This is a genomic window from Pseudomonas danubii, from assembly GCF_042980055.1.
Classification (GTDB): domain Bacteria; phylum Pseudomonadota; class Gammaproteobacteria; order Pseudomonadales; family Pseudomonadaceae; genus Aquipseudomonas; species Aquipseudomonas danubii.
In genome coordinates this window covers 4,798,770-4,818,994 of record NZ_CP116502.1, presented here as the reverse complement: position 1 = coordinate 4,818,994, position 20,225 = coordinate 4,798,770, and the positions used below count along the sequence as shown (strand labels likewise).

Sequence of the window (20,225 nt, the reverse complement as noted above, 5' to 3'; positions counted from 1 at the left end):
GAGCTTGTCCTTAAGCTGGAGGGGGTAAAAAAGCTTGGGAGAACGCTACCCGCAGATGCTAGAGAGAGGGGGGGGCGCTGACTATGGGATGATTCTTGAGGTTCAGGCGAAAGTGCTCTGGTTCCTGTAGTAAAAAGCGAAGCTGGAGCTAGGCCTGATCCAGACTCTGGCCGGAGGCACGGCTCAAAGCGCGCAAAGCCTTTGCCCACAAGGCCTGTAGGGGCATCAAGGGCCCGTGCCAGACGTTCTGTCTGGCTACTGGCTTTTTGCTCACTTTGTAGATGCGTTCTTCTACGCAATCAGTACAATCTGCGCTTTTTCCCGCCGAGCAAACTGTCGGCACAACGACCAAGAGATGCCCCATGCTCATCGGTAGTTACTCCCCCGCACTGGTCGTGATTTCCATTTTCGTGGCGATCCTCGCTTCCTATACCGCCCTTGATCTCACCGGTCGCATTGCCACCACCAAAGGCCGTGCAGCCTATCTATGGATGTGCGGCGGAGCCCTGGCCATGGGCGTTGGTGTGTGGTCGATGCACTTTATCGGCATGCTCGCCTTCGAACTGCCTGTGGCGCTGGGCTATGACATTGCGCTAACCGCCTTGTCCCTGCTGATCTCGATCCTGTCCTGCGGTTTTGCCCTGTGGCTGGTGAGCCAGCCGCGCCTGCCGCTGGGGCAATTGCTGTTCGGTGCCTTGATCATGGGCACCGGCATCAGCGGCATGCACTACACCGGCATGGCGGCCATGCGCATGCAGCCGGGTATCGACTACGACCCGAGCCTGTTCAGCGCCTCGTTGCTGATTGCCTTTGGTGCTTCGCTGGCGGCGCTGTGGATCGCCTTTCGCCTGCGCCAGAACACGCCCCATGTGCGTCTTGCCCGTACCGGCGCGGCGATTGTGATGGGCTTTGCCATTGTCGGTATGCACTACACCGGCATGGCCGCGGCGCGTTTCGCCGATGGCAGCTTCTGCGGTGCGCTGGGCAGTGGCTTGAGCGGCAACGGCCTGGACAATCTGGTGCTGATCACCACCCTGGCGGTGCTGATCATTGCCTTGCTGACCTCGGTGCTGGATGCGCGCCTGGAAGCCCGCACCGCAGTGCTGGCGCAGTCCTTGACCGAGGCCAACAAAGAACTGACCCAGCTGGCCCTGCACGACACCCTGACCGGGCTGCCCAATCGCATCCTGCTGGCGGACCGCATCGATCAGGCCATGCACCGGGTCACCGCCCATGGTGGCTGCTTTGCGCTGATGTTCATCGATCTGGACGGCTTCAAGCCGGTCAATGACGCCTTCGGTCACCACATGGGCGACCAGTTGCTGCGAGAAGTGGCCCAGCGCCTGCGCGAGGACCTGCGCACTGAGGACACCCTGGCGCGGATCGGTGGCGACGAGTTCGTGCTGCTGGTACAGCTCGGCGAGCCGGAAGATGCCCTGCGGCTGGCGGCACGCCAGGTGGGCCTGGTGTCCCGTTCGTTCCGCGTGGCCGACCACGATTTGCAGATCTCCGCCAGCATCGGCATCGCGGTGTATCCGGGCAATGGCCTGACCGCCCAGGAACTGTTGATGAATGCCGACGCGGCCATGTATCACGCCAAGGCCACCGGCAAGAACGGCTACAGCTTTTTCGACGCTTCGATGAACACCAACGCCCGGCGTCAACTGCAGTTGCTTCAGGACCTGCGCAATGCCCTGGAGCATCAGCAGTTCCGCCTGTATTACCAACCCAAGTTCGATGCCAGCAACGGTCGTCCGGTGGGGGCCGAGGCCCTGTTGCGCTGGGAACATCCGCAGCACGGCCTGCTGCTGCCGGACAAGTTCATCGAACTGGCGGAGAAGAGCGGGCTGATCATCGCCATCGGCGACTGGGTGCTGCAGGAAGCCTGCCGACAGATGCGCGAGTGGTATGTCCTGGGCTATACCCACTGGCGGATCGCGGTGAACCTCTCGGCCCTGCAGTTCTGTCACGTGGGGCTGGTCAAGAGCGTGCAGGAGGCCCTGCAGCGCTACCAGTTGCCGGCCAATAACCTGACCCTGGAGATCACCGAGACCACGGCGATGAACGACGCCGACGTCAGCATGATCGTCCTGCAGCAGTTGGCGGACATGGGGGTGGACCTGTCCATCGACGACTTCGGCACCGGCTATTCGAGCCTGATGTACCTCAAGCGCCTGCCGGCCAACGAGCTGAAGATCGACCGTGGCTTTGTCCGCGACCTGGAGCACGACAGCGACGACGCCGCCATCGTCTCGGCGATTGTCGCCCTGGGGCAGGCCCTGGGCCTGCGCATCGTCGCCGAGGGGGTGGAAACCGGGGTGCAGCAGACCTTCCTCACCCAACTGGGCTGCGATTCGTTGCAGGGCTATTACCTGGGCCAGCCATTGCCGCCCGAAGGCTTCATGCAGGGCATTCAGCTGGCTGAACACAAGTCCTGAGCAGGGCCCTGACCGTATCCCTGGCTGCAGTTCCTGCGACCTTTGGATAGGGGCTGATTGATGTCACTGCGGTTTTCATCGCTGCCGGTGCAGTGTTTAATGACGGGCGTTGAAACGATCAGTCAGGGAGTCGGCAGCATGGACAAAGTCATCGTCATCACCGGTGGCGGGCGGGGAATCGGCGCAGCCACGGCGTTGCTGGCTGCTCAGCAGGGTTTCAAGGTGTGCATCAACTATCAGGCCGACGAACAGTCGGCTCAGCAGGTTCTGGAGCAGGTCCGTGCCCTGGGCGCCCAGGCCATTGCGGTGCGGGCCGATGTCAGCATCGAGGACGAGGTCATTGGCCTGTTTCACCGCGTCGACAACGAACTGGGCCGGGTCACTGCCCTGGTCAACAACGCTGGCACCGTAGGGCACAAGTCCCGTCTCGACGAAATGTCCGAATTCCGTATCCAGAAGATCATGAAGACCAATGTCATGGGGCCGATCCTCTGCGCCAAGCACGCGGTGCTGCGCATGTCGCCGCGCCATGGCGGGCAGGGTGGCAGCATCGTCAACGTGTCGTCGGTTGCCGCGCGCCTGGGGGCTCCCGGCGAGTACGTCGACTACGCCGCCTCCAAGGGCGCGCTGGACACCTTTACCATCGGTCTGTCCAAGGAAGTGGCGGGCGAGGGCATCCGCGTCAATGCGGTGCGCCCGGGTTACATCTACACCGATTTTCATGCCCTGAGCGGCGATGCCGACCGGGTCAGCAAACTGGAGTCGGCGATTCCCATGGGGCGTGGCGGACGTCCCGACGAAGTGGCCGAAGCCATTCTCTGGCTGCTGTCCGACAAGGCTTCCTACGCCACCGGCACCTTCGTCGACCTGGGCGGCGGCCGCTGAGCCCCCGCAAGTCTGCGGCCTATCCCGTAGGAGCCGGCGTGCCGGCGAAGGGGCCCTCAAGCCTTGCGCCGACCTCGCAGGCGCCTTCGCTGGCAAGCCAGCTCCTACAGCCCCCTCCGAGTTTGTGATCTGCCGTGTAGGAGCCGGCTTGCCGGCGAAGAGGCCCTTGAGTCTTGCACCGCGCTTGCGGACGCCTTCGCTGGCAAGCCAGCTCCTACGGTTTTCTCAGCGGGCGCGGCGGCGGCCGGGGCCGATCAGCAGGGCCAGCAGCAGCCCCAGCACGCTGATGCCAAAGCTCATCAACTGTGGCATCAGGTAGCCCTGGGTTTCCCCCGGGCGGGTGCAGCTGTAGCCATATCCATTGCCTTGTTCATGGGCCCAGACGCCGGGTGTGCTGCTTACGTCCACAGGCGCCGAAGGTGTGGGTTGCTCATTGGAGAACCCCAGGTTCGAATGGCTCGCGCTGCGCCTTTCCAGCTGTTCGATGGCCTGCAGCTGAGCGTCGTTGCAGCGGTTATGCGCCCAATTGCCGACCACCACCAGGACGGACAGCAGAAGCAGCAGCGGCACCGGGTAGTAACGCCGGGTCCGCAGCAGGGGCGCCACCACCAGCCCGGCCAGGAAACCCGCCAGCAGCAGATTGACCCAGAACCACGGGCCGCCTTCCCAGCTCGGCGGTATCAGCTGCACCAGCAGCGGGGGCAGCACAACGCGGGCGAACAGCAGGCACAGGGCGGCCGCGAGCAGGGTGATCAGCAGGGTCTTGATCCAGGATTTCATGGGCAATGCATAACCTTTAAGCAGGGGCGGTAAACGCGGTCTATCAGTGCTGCGCCAGCTGTTGGGGAATCGGCGGCGGGGTAAAGCGCCGGGCGTAGTCGAGCATCTCCCGGGGGAAGATCATGTGCTTGACCGCGCTGTCGTCCAGGCCGTACAGGTAGGCCACTGCCGCGGCTTCAAAGGCCCAGTAGCCGAAGTAGGATTCACCGTCCAGGTGGGAGTCGTGCCATGGGGCCTGTTCGAACGCTTCATACCACTGGTCGCAGTACTCCACCAGCAGCTCCCGGGCCTCGTCCGCTTGATCGGCGTAGATGGCCCTGATCAGCGGCGTATAGACCGGGTGGTACCACTCATCGATGTCTGCGCGGCCCGGCAGGCAGGGCTTGAGCAGGTCCTCGACCAGGGTGTCCTCGGCGTGGAAGCCGGCGCGGTCCTGCAGCGCCACCATGCGCGGCAGCAGGTCGCGGCGTTGCAGCAGGATGCACAGGCTGATGACCTGCACGTACTCCTCGTACTGGTCGAGGTAGTCCTCGATGTTCAGCGGCGCGATATCGGGCACCTCGTTGCACAGGGCCAAGGTGCGCTGATGCTCCTCGTAGCTGGCGATCAGTGCGTCCAGCTCCTGGGCCAGCTCCGGCATGGCCTTGCCGCCCGTGTAGCCCAGGATCAGATGGTCCAGGCGTGCTCGCTTGACCTCATAGGCCTTGAGCGAGGCTTCCTGCCCGGGGTAGTCCTCTTCCATAGAATGTGTCTGCCAATGGGCTTCGGTACCCGCCAGGAACTCCAGAAGGATGTGGTACTGCTTCGGGTCGAGAAACACTTGCCTGCGTTGCATGTCAGTACCTGGTCTCAGTGGAAGGGCATCGGCGGCGGGGTAAAGCGCCGGGCGTAGTCGAGCATCTCCCGGGGGAAGACCATGTGCTTGACCGCGCTGTCGTCCAGGCCATACAGGTAGGCCACGGCAGCCGCTTCAAAGGCCCAGTAGCCGAAGTAGGAACCCTCGTCGCCGTCCAGGTGGCTGTCGTGCCATGGGGCCTGTTCGAACGCCTCGTACCACTGGTTGCAGTACTCCACCAGCAGCTCCCGAGGTTCATCCGGATCTTCGGTGTAGATGGCCCGGATCAGGGGCGTGGAGACGTCGTGGAACCACTGATCAACGTCTTCACGATCCGGCAGGTAGGCCTTGAGCAGGTCCTCGATCAGGGTGTCCTGGCCGCCAAAGCCGGCACGGTCCTGCAGCAGCACCAGACGCGGTAGCAGGTCGCTGCGTTGCAGCAGGATGCACAGGCTGATGACCTGGACATATTCCTCGTACTCGTCGGGGTAGTCCTGGATGTTCAGCGGCGCGATATCCGGCCGTTCTTCATAAACCCCCATCTTGCGCTGGTAGTCCTCGTAGCCTTCGATCACCCCATCCAGCTCCCGGGCCAGTTGCTCCATGGGTGCGCCGCCGGTGTAGCCCAGGATCAGGTGGTGCAGGCGCGCGCGGCACACATTGGAGGCCTTGAGGGAGGCTTCCTGCTCGGGGCTGTCGGACATCATCGAATGGGCCTGCCAATGGGCCTCTTCGCCGGCCAGGCTTTCGAGGAAGTCGTGGTACTGCTTGTGGCTGAGAAACACTTGTCTGCGGTTCATGTCGGTGCCTTGGCTCGGTAGACGCGAATCAGGGATAAGGGCGCCCGCGAGTGGGCTGGCCCGCAGGGTTGGATCGAGGATGGAATGGGGCACTCATCGCCGGCAGGAGGCGTGTTTCAGTCCTGCGCCGCCTGCTGGGGAATCGGCGGCGGGGTAAAGCGCCGGGCGTAGTCGAGCAGGTCCCGGGGGAAGACCATGTGCTTGACCGCACTGTCGTCCAGGCCATACAGGTAGGCCACTGCCGCGGCCTCGAAGGCCCAGTAGCCGAAGTAGTAACCACCCTCGTCCATGTCCAGGTGGCTGTCGTACCACGAGGCGTGCTCGAAGGACTGGTACCACTGGTTGCAGTACTCCACCAGCAGGTCCCGAGGTTCGTCCGGGTCTTCGCTGTAGATCGCCCAGATCAGGGGCGAGTAGAGGGTGTGGTACCACTCATCGAGGTCGGCGCGATCCGGCAGGTAGGGTTTGAGCAGATCCTCGATCAGGGTGTCCTCGGCATGGTAGCCGGCACGGTCCTGCAACAGCGCCACCCGGGGCAGCAGGTCGCCGCGTTGCAGCAGGATGCACAGGCTGATGACCTGTACATATTCTTCGTAATCGTGGGGGTAGTCGTCGATGTTCAGCGGCGCGATATTCGGCAGTTCTTCACAAAGCCCCAGCTTGCGCTGGTAGTCCTCGTAGCCCTCGATCAACCCGTCCAGTTCCTGGGCCAACGCCTCCATGGACGCACCGCCGGTGTAGTTCAGGATCAGATGATGCAGGCGCGCGTCCTTGACTTCCGCGGCCTTGAGGGCGGCTTCTTGCTCGGGGCTGTCGGCCGTCATCGAGTGCATCTGCCAGCGGGCTTCGGTGCCCGCCAGGCTTTCCAGGTAGCGGTGGTAATGGGCGTGGCTGAGAAACACTTGTCTGCGGTTCATCTTGGCGCCTTGTCTCAGTAGACGGGAATCAGGGTGAAGGGCGCCTTGCGCTGCGAGGTTTCCAGCAGCAGGGTCGCCAGGTCCACTTCGGCCGGCTCCAGGTCGAGCTGCTCCAGTTCCTCTTCCAGCTGCTGCGCATTGGCGGGAAGGGCCGAGATCGGTTGGCGCAGGTAGGGGCGCGGGTCTTCGCCGTAATACACCTTGGCCGGACCGGGAGGAATGCCCTCCAGGCGGGCGAAGCCCTCTTCGTCAAGGTTGCCTTCGGCTTGCGAGCCGTCGCTGAAGATCACTCGGTAGGCGGCGCCGGACACCGGTTCCAGGTTGGGGTAGTGCAGGTTCAGCTCCAGCCAGTGGTCTTCGCCGGTGAGCTGTTCCATACCCTGGTTGACGTCCCGGGTGATGCGCGCGGCATCGCGGGTTTCAGGCTGCGCAGCGCGGTTGATGGTTGGCGTGCCGGCTTCCAGGGAGGACTGTGGCTTGGGCTGCAGGGCCGGGCCGCGGCTGTGGGCGGCGGCCGAGTTGTTGCGCTGTTCGGCGATCCACGGGGCGATGCGCTCTTGCACCGTCACCATGAGGAAGTCGGTGTGTTCGCAGGCTTCGTTGAGGTTGTGCAGCACCAGGCGTTGCTGCTGGGGCGTGAGGCCGTTGAAGGTGGTGGAGGCGCTCACGCCGCGGATGATCTCGGGCAGCTCTTCGGCCAGGCGCACGGGGTCCAGGCACTTTTCCAGCAGCTGTTCGGGGCTGGTTTTCAGACGGCAGGCCAAGAGGGTGTGGCGGATCAGGTCGAAGAGCTTTTCGGCGTGGCGCTGGGGCGCGCGGTTGATCAGGCGCAGGAGGATCTTCAGGCCGTGCCCGGGGCCGGGAATCCAGCCGATCAGGGCCAGGGCCAGGTCGAAGAAGGCGTCTTCCTCGTCCTTGGGGTTGTTGATGGCGTCCAGTTCGAAGATCGCCTGGATGCAGTCGTAGGCGTTGAGTTCCTGGGTCAGCAGTGGCAGGCGGCCGCGTTCGATGGCCTTGATCAGTTCGGCCTTGGCCTCTGGGTAGTCGTCGTAATACAGGTCTTCGACCATGACGTGTTCCTTTCCCTGGAAAATTGGAGCGCGGATGCTGAATGAATTGAGGGGGTGGGGCAAGGTGCTTTGGCGGTTTTTTTATGTTGGGAGGTGTTCATTGTTGTGGTGAGGGGGGCGTTTGGTTTTGTGTGGGGGGGGAGGGGGATATCCGTTGCTGCGGGTGGGGCGGCTGGTGGTTTCGCTCTTACAGCGAGTCACTTTGGGGCCCCAAAGTAACCAAAGGGCTTTGCCCCTCCACTCGGTGCCTCGCCTAGGCTCGGCATGCCCGAACTCCGGCATTGATCCGTGGGCCGCCGCCACCGGCCATCCCTGGCCGGGTGGCGGCTAACCCGGCGTCCTGCCGGGTTACCCACGGCTCAATGCCTGCGTTCGGCCATCGTGGTTAACGGGGCGTTCAGATCAAGATCAAGAGCAAGACGGCGGCCTGGCGGCCGGCCTTGTTTCATTTGTCCTTTACAGGGCGGCGTTGCTCTTGGCAGGGGCGAAGACCTTTGCGCAGCTTCGCTGTGGCTCAGCAGCGGCTACAGGGCCAATGCCGAACGGGGTTGTGTAGCCGCTGCCGCAGGCTGCGAACGGCTCCGCAGGAGACGCGGGGATCTTAAGGCCGCTCAAGATCGGCAGGCGATCGCCAAGCAAGGTCCTGCGGACCTTTGCGCAGCTTCGCCGTGGCTCAGCAGCGGCTACAGGGCCAATGTCGATCGGGGATTTGTGTAGACGCTGCCGCAGGCTGCGAACGGCTTGGGCGGCATTCCGGCGCAGCAGACGCTAAACCTGCTACCCCCTGCGCCGCACCACTCAAAAGGAGCGGATGATCCGCCCCAGGGTTTCCATGGCCTGTTCCGCCGCTTCGTTCCAGGGGCTGCCGTAGTTCAGGCGGATGCAGTTGCGAAAGCGCTGGGTCGGGGAAAAGATCGGCCCGGGGGCGATGCTGATGCCCTGGGCCAGGGCCATCTGGAACAGTTTCAACGAGTCCATCTGCGGTGGCAGTTCCAGCCACAGGAAGTAGCCGCCCGCCGGCTGGCTGACCCGGGTCTGCGCCGGGAAGTAGCGGGCAATCGCCGCCAGCATGGCGCTCTGCTGTTCTTCCAGGGCGTAGCGCAGTTTGCGCAGGTGGCGGTCGTAGCCGCCGTGCTGCAGATAGTCGGCAATCGCCGCCTGGGCCGGCATCGAGGCGCACAGCGAGGTCATGAGTTTCAACCGTTCGATTTTCTGCGCGTAACGCCCGGCGGCCACCCAGCCGATGCGGTAGCCGGGGGCCAGGCTCTTGGCGAAGGAGCCGCAGTGCATCACCAGGCCTTCGGTGTCGAAGGCCTTGGCCGGTTTCGGCGCTTGCTGGCCGTAGTACAGCTCGGCGTAGACGTCGTCTTCGATCAGTGGCACTTGATGCTGGCGCAGCAGTTCCACCAGTTCCTGCTTCTTGGCCTCGGGCATGCTCGCGCCCATGGGGTTCTGGAAGTTGGTCATGCACCAGCAGGCCTTGATCGGGTGCCGCTCCAGGGTCTGGGCCAGGACCCCAAGGTCGATGCCGTCTCGCGGGTGCACGGGTATTTCCACCGCCTTGAGCTTGAGCCGTTCCAGCACTTGCAGGCTGGCATAGAAGGCCGGGGCCTCGATGGCCACCAGGTCGCCGGGCTCGGTCACGGCCTGCAGGCACAGGTTCAGGGCCTCCAGGGCGCCGTTGGTGATCAGCAGCTCCTCCATGGGCAGCATCAGCCCGGCCACCATGTAGCGCAGGGCGATCTGGCGGCGCAGTTGCGGGTTGCCCGGGGACATGTCGGTGACCACCACCCGCGGGTCCATCTCGCGGCTGGCGCTGGCCAGGGAGCGGGACAGGCGTTGCAAGGGGAACAGGGTCGGGCTGGGGAAGGCCGAGCCGAAGGGCACGGTGCTCGGGTCCTTGATCGAGTCGAGCACCGAGAACACCAGTTCGCTGACATCGACTTCGGTGGATTCATTGACTTCGCTGCTGATCACCGGCTCGGAGAACGGGCTCGGTGCGTGGGCATTGACGAAGTAGCCGGAGCGCGGGCGGGCACGGATCAGGCCGCGACGCTCCAGCAGGTAATAGGCCTGAAACACGGTTGACGGGCTGACCCCGTAGGTCTGGCTGGCGTAGCGCACCGAAGGCACGCGCTGGCCAGGGCCCAGGACCCCGGAGCGGATCAGTTCGGCGATGTCGTCGGCGAATTTTTCGTAGCGTTTCATCTGCGGTGCAAGATCCAGTCTGGTCATCGGGTCTAGGTGTTCAGATTCGCAAGGGAGGGCTCGACGGCCAGGGTGGGGCCCGTGGCGGCGTCGAGTACAGGGTTCCCGTGGCCGAGGGACGGCAGCAGGCTCCCTGGCCACGGCATTCTAGAGGCTCAGCGGTTCATCGGCGCAACAAAACGGCTTTTGGCGATGGCGTAGACGCTTGGCTCATCGCTGTCGGCGACCTTGAAGCTGATGGCCTGGGAGCTGCTTTGTGGGCGGTCCTGGGTCATCGCCACCGAGACCGGCAGGTCGGTGATTTCGCCCGGGGCCAGGCTCAGTTCGGTCTTGCCCTGCAGTTCGAAACCATCGCCATCCACCAGGGCCAGGCGGTAGTTCTGGCGCTCCTGGGTCTTGTTGATGATCTTCAGGCTGTAGATGTTCTCGATCTGCCCCAAGGCGTTTTCGCGGAACAGGCCACGGTCCTTGCTCACGTCCAGGGACACCATCGGCCGTTGTACCAGGGCCAGGGCCAGGGCGCCGATCATCACCAGCAGCACCGCGCTGTAGCCCACCAGGCGCGGCCGCAGCAGGTGAGTCTTGCCCCCTTGCAGTTGGTGTTCCGAGGTGTAGGCGATCAGGCCCCGGGCGTAGCCCATCTTGTCCATGATCGAGTCGCAGGCGTCGATGCAGGCGGCGCAGCCGATGCATTCCATCTGCAGGCCGTCGCGAATGTCGATGCCGGTAGGGCAGACCTGCACGCACACCTGGCAGTCGATGCAGTCGCCCAGGCCGACGTCGGCGGGCTTGACGTCACGCTTGCGCGGGCCGCGGCTTTCACCGCGCACCGGGTTGTAGGAGATGGTCAAGGTGTCCTTGTCGAACATCACGCTCTGGAAGCGCGCATAAGGGCACATGTGCATGCACACCGCCTCGCGCAGCCAGCCGGCGTTGATGTAGGTGGCCGCAGCGAAGAACAGCACCCAGAACAGACTCAGGCCACCGATCTGCAGGGTCAGCAGTTCCTGGGCCAGAGGGCGGATCGGGGTGAAGTAGCCAACGAAGGTCAGACCGGTGAGCAGGCTGATGCCCAGCCACAAGGTGTGCTTCATGGCCCGGCGGGCCAGCTTGTTCAGGCCCCAGGGCGCAGCTTGCAGCTTGATCCGCTGGTTGCGTTCACCTTCAGTGACCTTCTCGCACCACATGAACAGCCAGGTCCATGAACTTTGCGGGCAGGTGTAGCCGCACCAGACCCGGCCGGCGAACACCGTGATGGCGAACAGGCCGAAGGCGCAGATGATCAGCAGCGCCGAGAGGAGGATGAAGTCCTGAGGCCAGAAGGTTGCGCCGAAGATGTGGAACTTGCTTTCGGCCAGGTCCCAGAGCACCGCCTGGCGGCCGCCCCAGTTCAACCAGACCGTGCCGAAGAACAGCAGGAACAGGAAACCTGCGCCGGTCATGCGCAGGGTACGGAACAAACCGGTGAAGCTGCGGGTGTAAACGTGTTTGTCGGTGGTCTTCGACTTCATCTGTTTAGGGGGTGAAGGTTCGAAGGTCTCTACTAATCGGACGGGGATTCTTTCGCTCATGGTCGTTCGCTCATCAGCCTCCATCAGGCCGCGCAACTATGACCACGGATCTGTTTGCATAACAGACTCAGGTATTTGATAAAAAACCGTATCAGATGAGCCTTTACGGTGCCCCTGCGACAACTTGCTGCACCCCCTCAAGAGCCACCAGGGAGGGCCGCAGGGGCCTCTGGCACAGGCCTTCGCGGCGAGCCCTGATCCAGATCAGTCAAATCACCGAATCACCGTCGGTGGCCTTCAGATGGCGCCGACCGTCGGTGGCGCCTGCTACGGTCAAAGCATCGGCTTCTGCTTCGGTGATGTAGATGCGTTCTCCCGCCAGCTCCACCGCCGACATGGATTTGGCAGCGTCGGTGATGACGGTCAGGGCGTTGGCGGGAAGGCGTTGGTGGAGGGTGTCGGTGTCGATGTAGCAGGTCTGGTTTTCGATGCGCAGGCTCATGATGCGTACCTCTTGGCAATGGGCGTACAGATTAGGCTGCAGGGCCTGGCCAGGGTTCGGCAGCGGCGATCAACGGTGGTCGTTGCAGGCCGGCGGGTGCAGGAGCCGGCTGCCGGCGAACAGGCCCGTGAAGAGGGCGGGTGTTTTGGCCGGCAAGCTGGCTGCTGTGGTGTCAGCGGGTCGACGCTCCATGCGTGACCACCACCGGCGGCATGGTATTGGGAGGATCGCCCTTGGGCGGTGGGGTGGTCTCTGGTGGTTCCTGCTCGGGAACCGGTTGCGGCTCGCTGGGGGGCAGGGTCGGTTGGTCGATGTTCGGATCGGGAGTTTCTGCCGGGATCGGGATATTCATCGCTGTGGCCTCCTTTGTGCTTGTCGATGCACGGGCTCTCTGGGTGGACCCTGGGAGCAGGGAATTGATTCCCGTCGATTTGGCCAGCGATCGCGGTGAACTTTCGCCGATGCCGGTGGCTCGGAAACAAGGTGCATTGATTCATCGGGGCGCTGGGCGCCCTGCGACCAGAGCGTCCATGGCGCGTTAAAGGGGTGATGCTCAATGACTGCAGAAAAACCGACTGAACAGCAATACCAGGCGCAGTTGCCCTTGTCTCAGGCCTTGTTGCTGCCGCGCATTGCCATCGAGAACACCCGCCCGGTCCTCGACGGTGGGCAGTTCGCGGTCAAGGCGGTGGCCGGCCAACAGGTCGAGGTGACGTGCAAGGTGTTCGCCGACGGCCACGACAAACTGGCCGTGCGGGTGCGCTGGCGCGAGGAGCAGCAGGACGCCTGGAGCAGCCAGGCCCTTGAGGACCAGGGCAACGACGGCTGGCTGGGGCGCTTTCCCGTGCCCACCGTGGGCCGCTATCGTTTTTGTATCGAAGCCTGGATCGATCAGTTCGCCAGCTTCTGTTACGAACTGGAGAAAAAACACCGGGCCGGGGTGCCGGTGAGCCTTGAGTTGCAAGAGGGGCGGACTTCGGTGCAGCAAGCCGCCGAGCGTAGCGAAGGGCCGTTGCGCGAGCGGTTGCTGGCGCTGCAACAACAGCTTGCCGGCTTGCTGGAGACCGAGCAGGTCGCCTTGTTTCTCAAGGATTCCAGTGCCCGGCTGATGGCCGAGGCCGACCACCGGCCCTACCTGAGCCTGAGCCCCGAGTACCCGCTGGATGTGGAGCGGGTACAGGCGCAGTTCGCCAGTTGGTACGAGCTGTTTCCGCGCTCGATCACCGAGCATCCGTCCCGCCATGGCACTTTCAACGACGTCCACTCGCGACTGTCGATGATCCATGACATGGGCTTCGACGTGCTGTATTTCCCGCCCATCCATCCCATTGGCCGCAGCCACCGCAAGGGGCGCAACAACGCGTTGACGGCGGCCCCGGACGACCCCGGCAGTCCCTACGCGATTGGCAGCGAGGAGGGCGGCCACGAGGCGATCCATCCGCAGTTGGGCGGCCTGGATGACTTCCGTCGTCTGGTAGCCGCCGCTGCCGACCACGGCCTGGAGATCGCCCTGGATTTCGCCATCCAGTGTTCCCAGGACCATCCCTGGCTCAAGCAGCACCCGGGCTGGTTCAACTGGCGCCCGGACGGCACCATCAAGTACGCCGAGAACCCACCGAAGAAGTATCAGGACATCGTCAACCTCGACTTCTATGCCGCTGACGCCATACCCAGCCTGTGGCTGGAACTGCGGGACATCGTCATCGGCTGGGTCGAGGAGGGGGTCAAGACCTTTCGCGTGGACAACCCCCACACCAAGCCGCTGCCGTTCTGGCAATGGCTGATCGGCGACGTGCGCCGCCAGTACCCGGAGGTGATCTTCCTCGCCGAGGCCTTTACCACCCCGGCGATGATGGCGCGCCTGGGCAAGGTCGGTTACACCCAGAGCTACACCTACTTCACCTGGCGCAACACCAAGAGCGAGCTGGCCAGCTACTTCAGCGAGCTCAATCAGTCGCCGTGGCGCGAGTGCTTCCGGCCGAACTTCTTCGTCAACACCCCGGACATCAATCCGGCGTTTCTGCATGACTCGGGGCGCCCGGGGTTTCTGATCCGCGCGGTGCTGGCCAGCATGGGCTCGGGACTGTGGGGCATGTACTCCGGGTTTGAACTCTGTGAATCGGCGCCGGTGCCGGGCAAGGAGGAGTACCTGGATTCGGAGAAGTACGAGATCCGGCCCCGGGATTTCAACGCCGCCGGCAACATCATTGCCGAGATCGCCCAGCTCAACCGCATCCGTCGGCAGAACCCGGCGCTGCACAGTCACCTGGGGCTCAAGCTGTACAACGCCTGGAACGATCAGATCCTGTATTTCGGCAAACGCAACGCCGAGGGCGACAACTTCGTCCTGGTGGCGGTCAGCCTCGATCCCTTCAATGCCCAAGAGGCCCATTTCGAACTGCCGCTGTGGGAGCTGGGGCTGGCTGACGATGCCGCCACCCAGGGGGAGGACCTGATGAACGGCCATCGCTGGACCTGGTACGGCAAGACCCAATTCATGCGCCTGGAGCCGGCGCAACCCTTCGGCATCTGGCGCATCAGTCCCCTGTAGGAGCCGGCTTGCCGGCGAAGAGGCCCGTGAGCCTTGCGCCGAGCTGGCTGACGCCTTCGCTGGCAAGCCAGCTCCTACGGTTGTCGTGGCGCATCGGTAGGTGCGTCGGCGCTCATTCATTTTTTCAGGAGTCCGACATGGCCAAGAAACCCCGCTCAGCGACCTTTATCAAGGACCCGCTCTGGTACAAGGACGCGGTGATCTATCAGGTGCATGTGAAGTCCTATTTCGATTCCAATAACGACGGAATCGGCGACTTTCCCGGGCTGATCGCCAAGCTCGACTACATCAAGGAGCTGGGGGTCAACACCCTCTGGCTGTTGCCGTTCTACCCCTCGCCACGCCGTGACGACGGCTATGACATCGCCGAGTACCGCGGGGTCAGCCCCGACTACGGCACCCTGGCCGACGTCCGGCGCTTTATCGCCGAGGCCCACAAGCGCGAGCTGCGGGTGATCACCGAGCTGGTGATCAATCACACCTCGGACCAGCACCCCTGGTTCCAGCGGGCGCGCAAGGCCAAACCGGGCTCGGCGGCGCGCAACTTTTACGTGTGGTCCGACGACGAGCAGAAATACGCCGGCACGCGGATCATCTTCCTGGATACCGAAACGTCCAACTGGACCTGGGACCCGGTGGCCGGCCAGTACTTCTGGCACCGCTTCTATTCCCACCAGCCGGACCTCAATTTCGACAATCCCCAGGTGATGAAGGCGGTGCTCTCGGTGATGCGCTACTGGCTGGACATGGGCATCGACGGCCTGCGCCTGGACGCCATTCCCTACCTGATCGAGCGCGATGGCACCCACAACGAGAACCTGCCCGAGACCCACGACGTGCTCAAGCAGATCCGCGCCGAGATCGACGCCCACTACCCGGATCGCATGCTCCTGGCCGAGGCCAACCAGTGGCCGGAGGACACCCAGCTGTACTTTGGCCAATCAACCAATGGCGACGACGGCGACGAATGCCACATGGCTTTCCACTTTCCACTCATGCCGCGCATGTACATGGCCCTGGCCCAGGAAGACCGCTTCCCCATTACCGATATCCTGCGCCAGACCCCGGAGATTCCGGCCCACTGCCAGTGGGCGATCTTTCTGCGCAACCACGATGAGCTGACCCTGGAAATGGTCACCGACAAGGAGCGTGACTACCTGTGGAACTACTACGCCGCCGACCGCCGGGCGCGGATCAACCTGGGGATTCGCCGGCGCCTGGCGCCGCTGATGGAGCGCGACCGGCGGCGCATCGAACTGCTTAACAGTCTGCTGCTGTCGATGCCTGGCACCCCGACCCTGTATTACGGCGACGAGATCGGCATGGGCGACAACATCTACCTGGGGGACCGCGACGGCGTGCGCACGCCGATGCAGTGGTCCATTGACCGCAATGGCGGCTTTTCCCGCGCCGACCCGGCGAGCCTGGTGCTGCCGCCGATCATGGACCCGCTGTATGGCTATCAGTCGGTCAACGTCGAGACCCAGTCCGGCGATCCCCACTCGTTGCTCAACTGGACCCGGCGCATGCTGGCGGTGCGCAAGCAGTCCAAGGCTTTTGGCCGGGGCACGCTGAAGATGCTGTCGCCGAGCAACCGGCGGATTCTGGCCTATACCCGGGAATACACGGGGCCTGACGGCAAGCAGGAAATCATCCTCTGCGTGGCCAACGTCTCGCGCAGTGCCCAGGCGGCGGAACTGGACCTGTCGGCCTTCGCCGGCATGGTGCCGGTGGAGATGCTCGGCGGAAATGCCTTTCCTCCCATCGGCCAGTTGAGTTTCCTCCTGACCCTGGCGCCCTACGGCTTCTACTGGTTCGTTCTGGCGGCAGAAAACCAGATGCCCAGCTGGCATGTGGAGCCGGCCCAGAGCCTGCCGGACTTCACCACCCTGGTGCTGAAAAAACGCCTCGAAGAATTGCTCGAAGCGCCATCGCGCACCACGCTGGAGCACAGCGTCTTGCCCCACTGGCTGCCCAAGCGCCGCTGGTTCGCTGGCAAGGACAGTGCCATCGAGCAGGTACAGATCGCCTACGGCGTAGGTTTTGGCGATCCCCAGCATCCGGTGCTGCTCAGCGAGATCGAGGTCACCAGCGATGGGCAGCGCCAGCGCTATCAACTGCCCTTCGGCCTGCTCGCGGAAGAGCCGCTCGGCAGTGCCTTGCCTCAGCAACTGGCCATGGCCCGGGTGCGGCGCGGGCGCCAGGTCGGGCTGATCACCGACGCCTTCGCCCTCGACAGTTTCGTGCGCAGCGTGCTGCAGGCCCTGCAGGCGCAGACCCGGCTGGACAGTGCTGCCGGGCAGATCCGTTTCGACGGCACCGAGCTGTTGGCCGAGTTAGGGCTGACCGGCGACTCCGAGGTGCGCTACCTCTCGGCGCAACAGTCCAACAGCTCGGTGGTGGTGGGGGGCAGCCTGGTGCTCAAGCTGATTCGCAGGGTGGAAGGAGGCACTCACCCGGAACTGGAAATGGGCGCCTTCCTCACTGCCGCCGGATTCCGCCATATCTCGCCCTTGCTGGGCTCGGTGGTGCGCCGCGATGAGCAGGGCGAGGATCATCTGCTGATGATCGCCCAGGGCTACCTGAGCAATCAGGGGGATGCCTGGGAATGGACCCAGAACAACCTGGAGCGGGCCATCCGCGATGAGTGGGCGCAGGCCATGTCCGAGCATGAGCAGCACTACAACGCCCTCGGGGAGCTTGAGGATTTCGCCGGCCTGCTGGGGCAGCGCCTGGGAGAAATGCACCTGTTGCTGGCGGCCCCCGACAGCCCACCGGACTTTGCACCGCAAGTGAGCACCCTCAAGGACACCCAGGCCTGGAATCGTCAGGTGGCGGCACAAGTGGAACGGGGGTTGCAGTTGCTCCAGCAGCATCAGGGCGAGCTGAGTCCTGGCGACCAGAAACGGGTGAGCCGATTGTTGCAGCACAAGACGAAAATCCTCGGTCACATCCAGCAACTGGCCAGGCAGTTGGTGGGTGGGCTGCGGATCCGGGTGCATGGTGACCTGCATCTGGGGCAGGTGCTGGTGGTCAAAGGCGATGCCTACCTGATCGACTTCGAGGGTGAGCCGGCGCGGCCTCTGGCAGAGCGTCGGGGCAAGCACAGCCCATACAAGGATGTCAGCGGGGTGTTGCGCTCCTTCGACTACGCTGCCGCCATGGCCCTGGAGACGCCAGCGGTGGAGGGCGCGCAGGTGGCCGAGCAGGCCCGGCAACGGGTGGTTCGTCGTTATCTGCAGGAGGCGCGGCAAGCCTTTGTCCAGGCGTATCGGCTGGCGACGGCTAGTCTTGCCCATGAGTGGCAGGACCCGGCGGCTGCGGATGCCGCACTGGCCCTGTTCAGTCTGGAGAAGGCCGCCTATGAGCTGGCCTATGAAGCGGAAAACCGGCCCACCTGGCTGCCTGTGCCCTTGCACGGCCTGGTGGGGCTGTTGCGTGAACTGGAACCCTTTTCCGATCTTGAGCGTGATGGAGAGCAGTCATGAGTGTCTCGAACAAGGAACAGGGAAAGAACCAACCGGCATTGCTCCCTTCAGCCGAGGTCATCGATGCCTTGGTGCGGGCCGAGCATCCTGATCCGTTCGCTGTGCTCGGGCCCCACGGAGACGGTGCCGGCGGGCAATTCATCCGGGCCTATCTGCCCGGCGCCCTGAGCGTGCAGGTGCTGGACCGGGAGCAGCAGCAAGTGCTCGGCAGCCTCCACGCCGCCGAAGTGCCCGGGCTGTTTGCCGGGCATTTCAGCCAGAGCCGGTCCTATCTGCTGCGGGTGCAGTGGGCCGGTGGCGAGCAGGTCAGTGAAGACCCCTACAGCTTCGGCCCGTTGCTGGGGGAGATGGATCTGTATCTGTTCGCCGAAGGCAATCATCGGGACCTCGGCTCCTGCCTGGGGGCGCAACCGACCACCGTGGACGGCGTCCAGGGCGTGCGCTTTGCAGTCTGGGCGCCCAACGCCCGGCGGGTCTCGGTGGTGGGGGACTTCAATATCTGGGACGGGCGGCGCCACCCCATGCGCCTGCGGCATCCCTCCGGGGTCTGGGAGCTGTTCGTTCCGCGCCTGCAACCTGGAGAGGCCTACAAGTACGAGATTCTCGGGCCCCAGGGCATCCTGCCGCTCAAGGCCGACCCCATGGCCCTGGCCACCCAGTTGCCGCCGGACACCGCGTCCAGGGTCGCCGAGCCCTTGCAATTCCACTGGCAGGACCAGGCATGGATGCAGGCCAGGGGCGAACATCAGCGAACCGATGCGCCCTTGTCCATCTACGAGTTGCACGCCGGCTCCTGGCAGTGCGAAGTGGATGACCTTGGGGAGGTGGCCCGCCAGTACAGTTGGGCCGAGCTGGCCGAACGCCTGATCCCCTACGTCAAGGACCTGGGCTTCACCCATATCGAGCTGATGCCAATCATGGAACACCCTTTCGGCGGTTCCTGGGGGTATCAACCGCTGTCACAGTTCGCCCCCAGTGCCCGCTATGGCTCGCCCCAGGATTTCGCCGCCTTTGTCGATGCCTGCCATCAGGCGGATATCGGCGTGATCCTCGACTGGGTGCCGGCGCACTTTCCCACCGATACCCATGGCCTGGCCCAGTTCGACGGCACCGCGCTCTATGAGTACGGCAACCCCCTGGAGGGCTTTCACCAGGACTGGGACACCCTGATCTACAACCTCGGGCGCACGGAAGTGCACGGTTTCATGCTGGCCTCGGCGCTGCACTGGCTCAAACATTTCCATGTCGACGGTCTGCGGGTGGATGCGGTGGCCTCGATGCTCTATCGCGACTATTCGCGCAAGGCCGGTGAATGGGTGCCGAACCGCCACGGTGGCCGCGAGAATCTGGAAGCCATCGACTTTCTGCGCCACCTCAACGATGTGGTGGCCCTGGAAGCGCCGGGCGCCCTGGTGATTGCCGAGGAATCCACCGCCTGGCCCGGGGTCAGCCAGCGCACCGACCAGGGCGGCCTGGGCTTTGCCTACAAATGGAACATGGGCTGGATGCATGACTCCCTGCATTACATCCAGCAGGACCCGGTGTACCGCGCCCATCACCACAACGAACTGAGCTTCGGCCTGGTGTACGCCTGGTCCGAGCGTTTCATCCTGCCGATCTCCCATGATGAGGTGGTGCACGGCAAGCATTCGCTGATCGACAAGATGCCAGGCGATCGCTGGCAGAAGTTCGCCAACCTGCGGGCTTACCTGAGCTTCATGTGGGCCCATCCGGGCAAGAAACTGCTGTTCATGGGCTGCGAGTTCGGCCAGTGGCGCGAGTGGAACCACGACCAGCAACTGGACTGGTACCTGCTGCAGTACCCCGAGCACCGGGGCGTGCAGCAATTGGTGGGCGACCTCAACCGGCTGTATCGCCAGTACCCGGCGTTGCATGACCAGGACGACGTGCCCCAGGGTTTCCAGTGGCTGATCGGCGACGATGCGATCAACAGCGTCTATGCCTGGTTGCGCTGGAGCAAAACCGGTGAGCCCTTGCTGGTGGTGGCCAACTTCACCCCGGTGCCGCGCCAGGCCTACCGCGTCGGCGTGCCGCTGGCGGGACGCTGGAGCGAGCTGCTCAACAGCGATTCGCAACTCTATGCCGGTTCCAACTATGGCAATGGCGGCGAAGCCTTCAGTGAAGAACAGGGCAGCCATGGCCAGGCCCTGTCCCTGGTGCTCAACCTGCCGCCCCTGGCGGTGTTGATCCTGCGCCCCGACAGCCTTTAGCCGCGGGTG

Annotated in this window: 14 protein-coding genes; 5 read left to right on the top strand and 9 right to left on the bottom strand. The window is 63.9% G+C overall.

The annotated features are described in order from the left end of the window. The first annotated feature begins 362 nt into the window (after positions 1–362). Both PFZ56_RS21720 and PFZ56_RS21715 read left to right on the top strand, forming a co-directional pair. Positions 363–2,438 (top strand): bifunctional diguanylate cyclase/phosphodiesterase, encoded by a 2,076-nt coding sequence (locus PFZ56_RS21720; RefSeq protein WP_110596848.1) that lies wholly within the window; start codon positions 363–365, stop codon positions 2,436–2,438. A 138-nt stretch (positions 2,439–2,576) separates the two neighbouring features. Continuing rightward, positions 2,577–3,323 carry an SDR family oxidoreductase gene (locus PFZ56_RS21715; RefSeq protein ID WP_102879187.1) on the top strand — a complete coding sequence of 249 codons (747 nt, stop codon included), beginning with the start codon at positions 2,577–2,579 and terminating at the stop codon, positions 3,321–3,323. A 225-nt stretch (positions 3,324–3,548) separates the two neighbouring features. Here the strand turns inward: PFZ56_RS21715 and PFZ56_RS21710 are convergent, their stop codons facing one another. From PFZ56_RS21710 to PFZ56_RS21670, 9 genes are all read right to left on the bottom strand, one after another. Continuing rightward, positions 3,549–4,103 carry a hypothetical protein gene (locus PFZ56_RS21710; RefSeq protein ID WP_170004398.1) on the bottom strand — a complete coding sequence of 185 codons (555 nt, stop codon included), beginning with the start codon at positions 4,101–4,103 and terminating at the stop codon, positions 3,549–3,551. A 43-nt stretch (positions 4,104–4,146) separates the two neighbouring features. Then, positions 4,147–4,938: a PoNe immunity protein domain-containing protein gene (locus PFZ56_RS21705; RefSeq protein ID WP_170004400.1), complete on the bottom strand. Its 792-nt coding sequence runs from the start codon at positions 4,936–4,938 to the stop codon at positions 4,147–4,149. Between the two features lie 14 nt (positions 4,939–4,952). Beyond that, positions 4,953–5,738, bottom strand: coding sequence for a PoNe immunity protein domain-containing protein (locus PFZ56_RS21700; RefSeq protein ID WP_170004402.1), 786 nt, complete (start codon positions 5,736–5,738; stop codon positions 4,953–4,955). Between the two features lie 116 nt (positions 5,739–5,854). Next, the gene (locus PFZ56_RS21695; protein ID WP_170004404.1) at positions 5,855–6,655 is read right to left on the bottom strand and encodes a PoNe immunity protein domain-containing protein; all 801 of its coding nucleotides are present in this window, start codon (positions 6,653–6,655) and stop codon (positions 5,855–5,857) included. Positions 6,656–6,669: 14 nt separating this feature from the next. Continuing rightward, a complete protein-coding gene (locus PFZ56_RS21690; RefSeq protein WP_123390633.1) occupies positions 6,670–7,725 on the bottom strand; it encodes a hypothetical protein in 1,056 nt (351 codons plus the stop codon). A gap of 798 nt (positions 7,726–8,523) precedes the next feature. After that, positions 8,524–9,933, bottom strand: coding sequence for a GntR family transcriptional regulator MpaR (gene mapR / locus PFZ56_RS21685; RefSeq protein ID WP_053151441.1), 1,410 nt, complete (start codon positions 9,931–9,933; stop codon positions 8,524–8,526). A 155-nt stretch (positions 9,934–10,088) separates the two neighbouring features. Beyond that, a complete protein-coding gene (gene ccoG, locus PFZ56_RS21680; protein WP_102863435.1) occupies positions 10,089–11,504 on the bottom strand; it encodes a cytochrome c oxidase accessory protein CcoG in 1,416 nt (471 codons plus the stop codon). Positions 11,505–11,712: 208 nt separating this feature from the next. Next, positions 11,713–11,946, bottom strand: a complete 234-nt coding sequence (locus PFZ56_RS21675) for a DUF3203 family protein (RefSeq protein ID WP_170005060.1) — start codon at positions 11,944–11,946, stop codon at positions 11,713–11,715. A gap of 172 nt (positions 11,947–12,118) precedes the next feature. Then, entirely contained in the window at positions 12,119–12,298 is a 180-nt protein-coding gene (locus PFZ56_RS21670) for a hypothetical protein (protein WP_102863437.1), read from the bottom strand. 204 nt (positions 12,299–12,502) lie between these two features. On the opposite strand from PFZ56_RS21670, the gene PFZ56_RS21665 reads away from it, so the two are divergent. From PFZ56_RS21665 to glgB, 3 genes are all read left to right on the top strand, one after another. Next, on the top strand, positions 12,503–14,497 hold the full coding sequence (locus tag PFZ56_RS21665) for an alpha-1,4-glucan--maltose-1-phosphate maltosyltransferase (protein ID WP_170005062.1): 1,995 nt from the start codon (positions 12,503–12,505) through the stop codon (positions 14,495–14,497). Between the two features lie 137 nt (positions 14,498–14,634). Then, a complete protein-coding gene (gene treS / locus PFZ56_RS21660) occupies positions 14,635–17,985 on the top strand; it encodes a maltose alpha-D-glucosyltransferase (protein ID WP_394304445.1) in 3,351 nt (1,116 codons plus the stop codon). Continuing rightward, positions 17,982–20,216 carry a 1,4-alpha-glucan branching protein GlgB gene (gene glgB / locus PFZ56_RS21655; RefSeq protein WP_170004849.1) on the top strand — a complete coding sequence of 745 codons (2,235 nt, stop codon included), beginning with the start codon at positions 17,982–17,984 and terminating at the stop codon, positions 20,214–20,216. Before treS ends, glgB begins: the two co-directional genes overlap by 4 nt. Positions 20,217–20,225 lie beyond the last annotated feature (9 nt).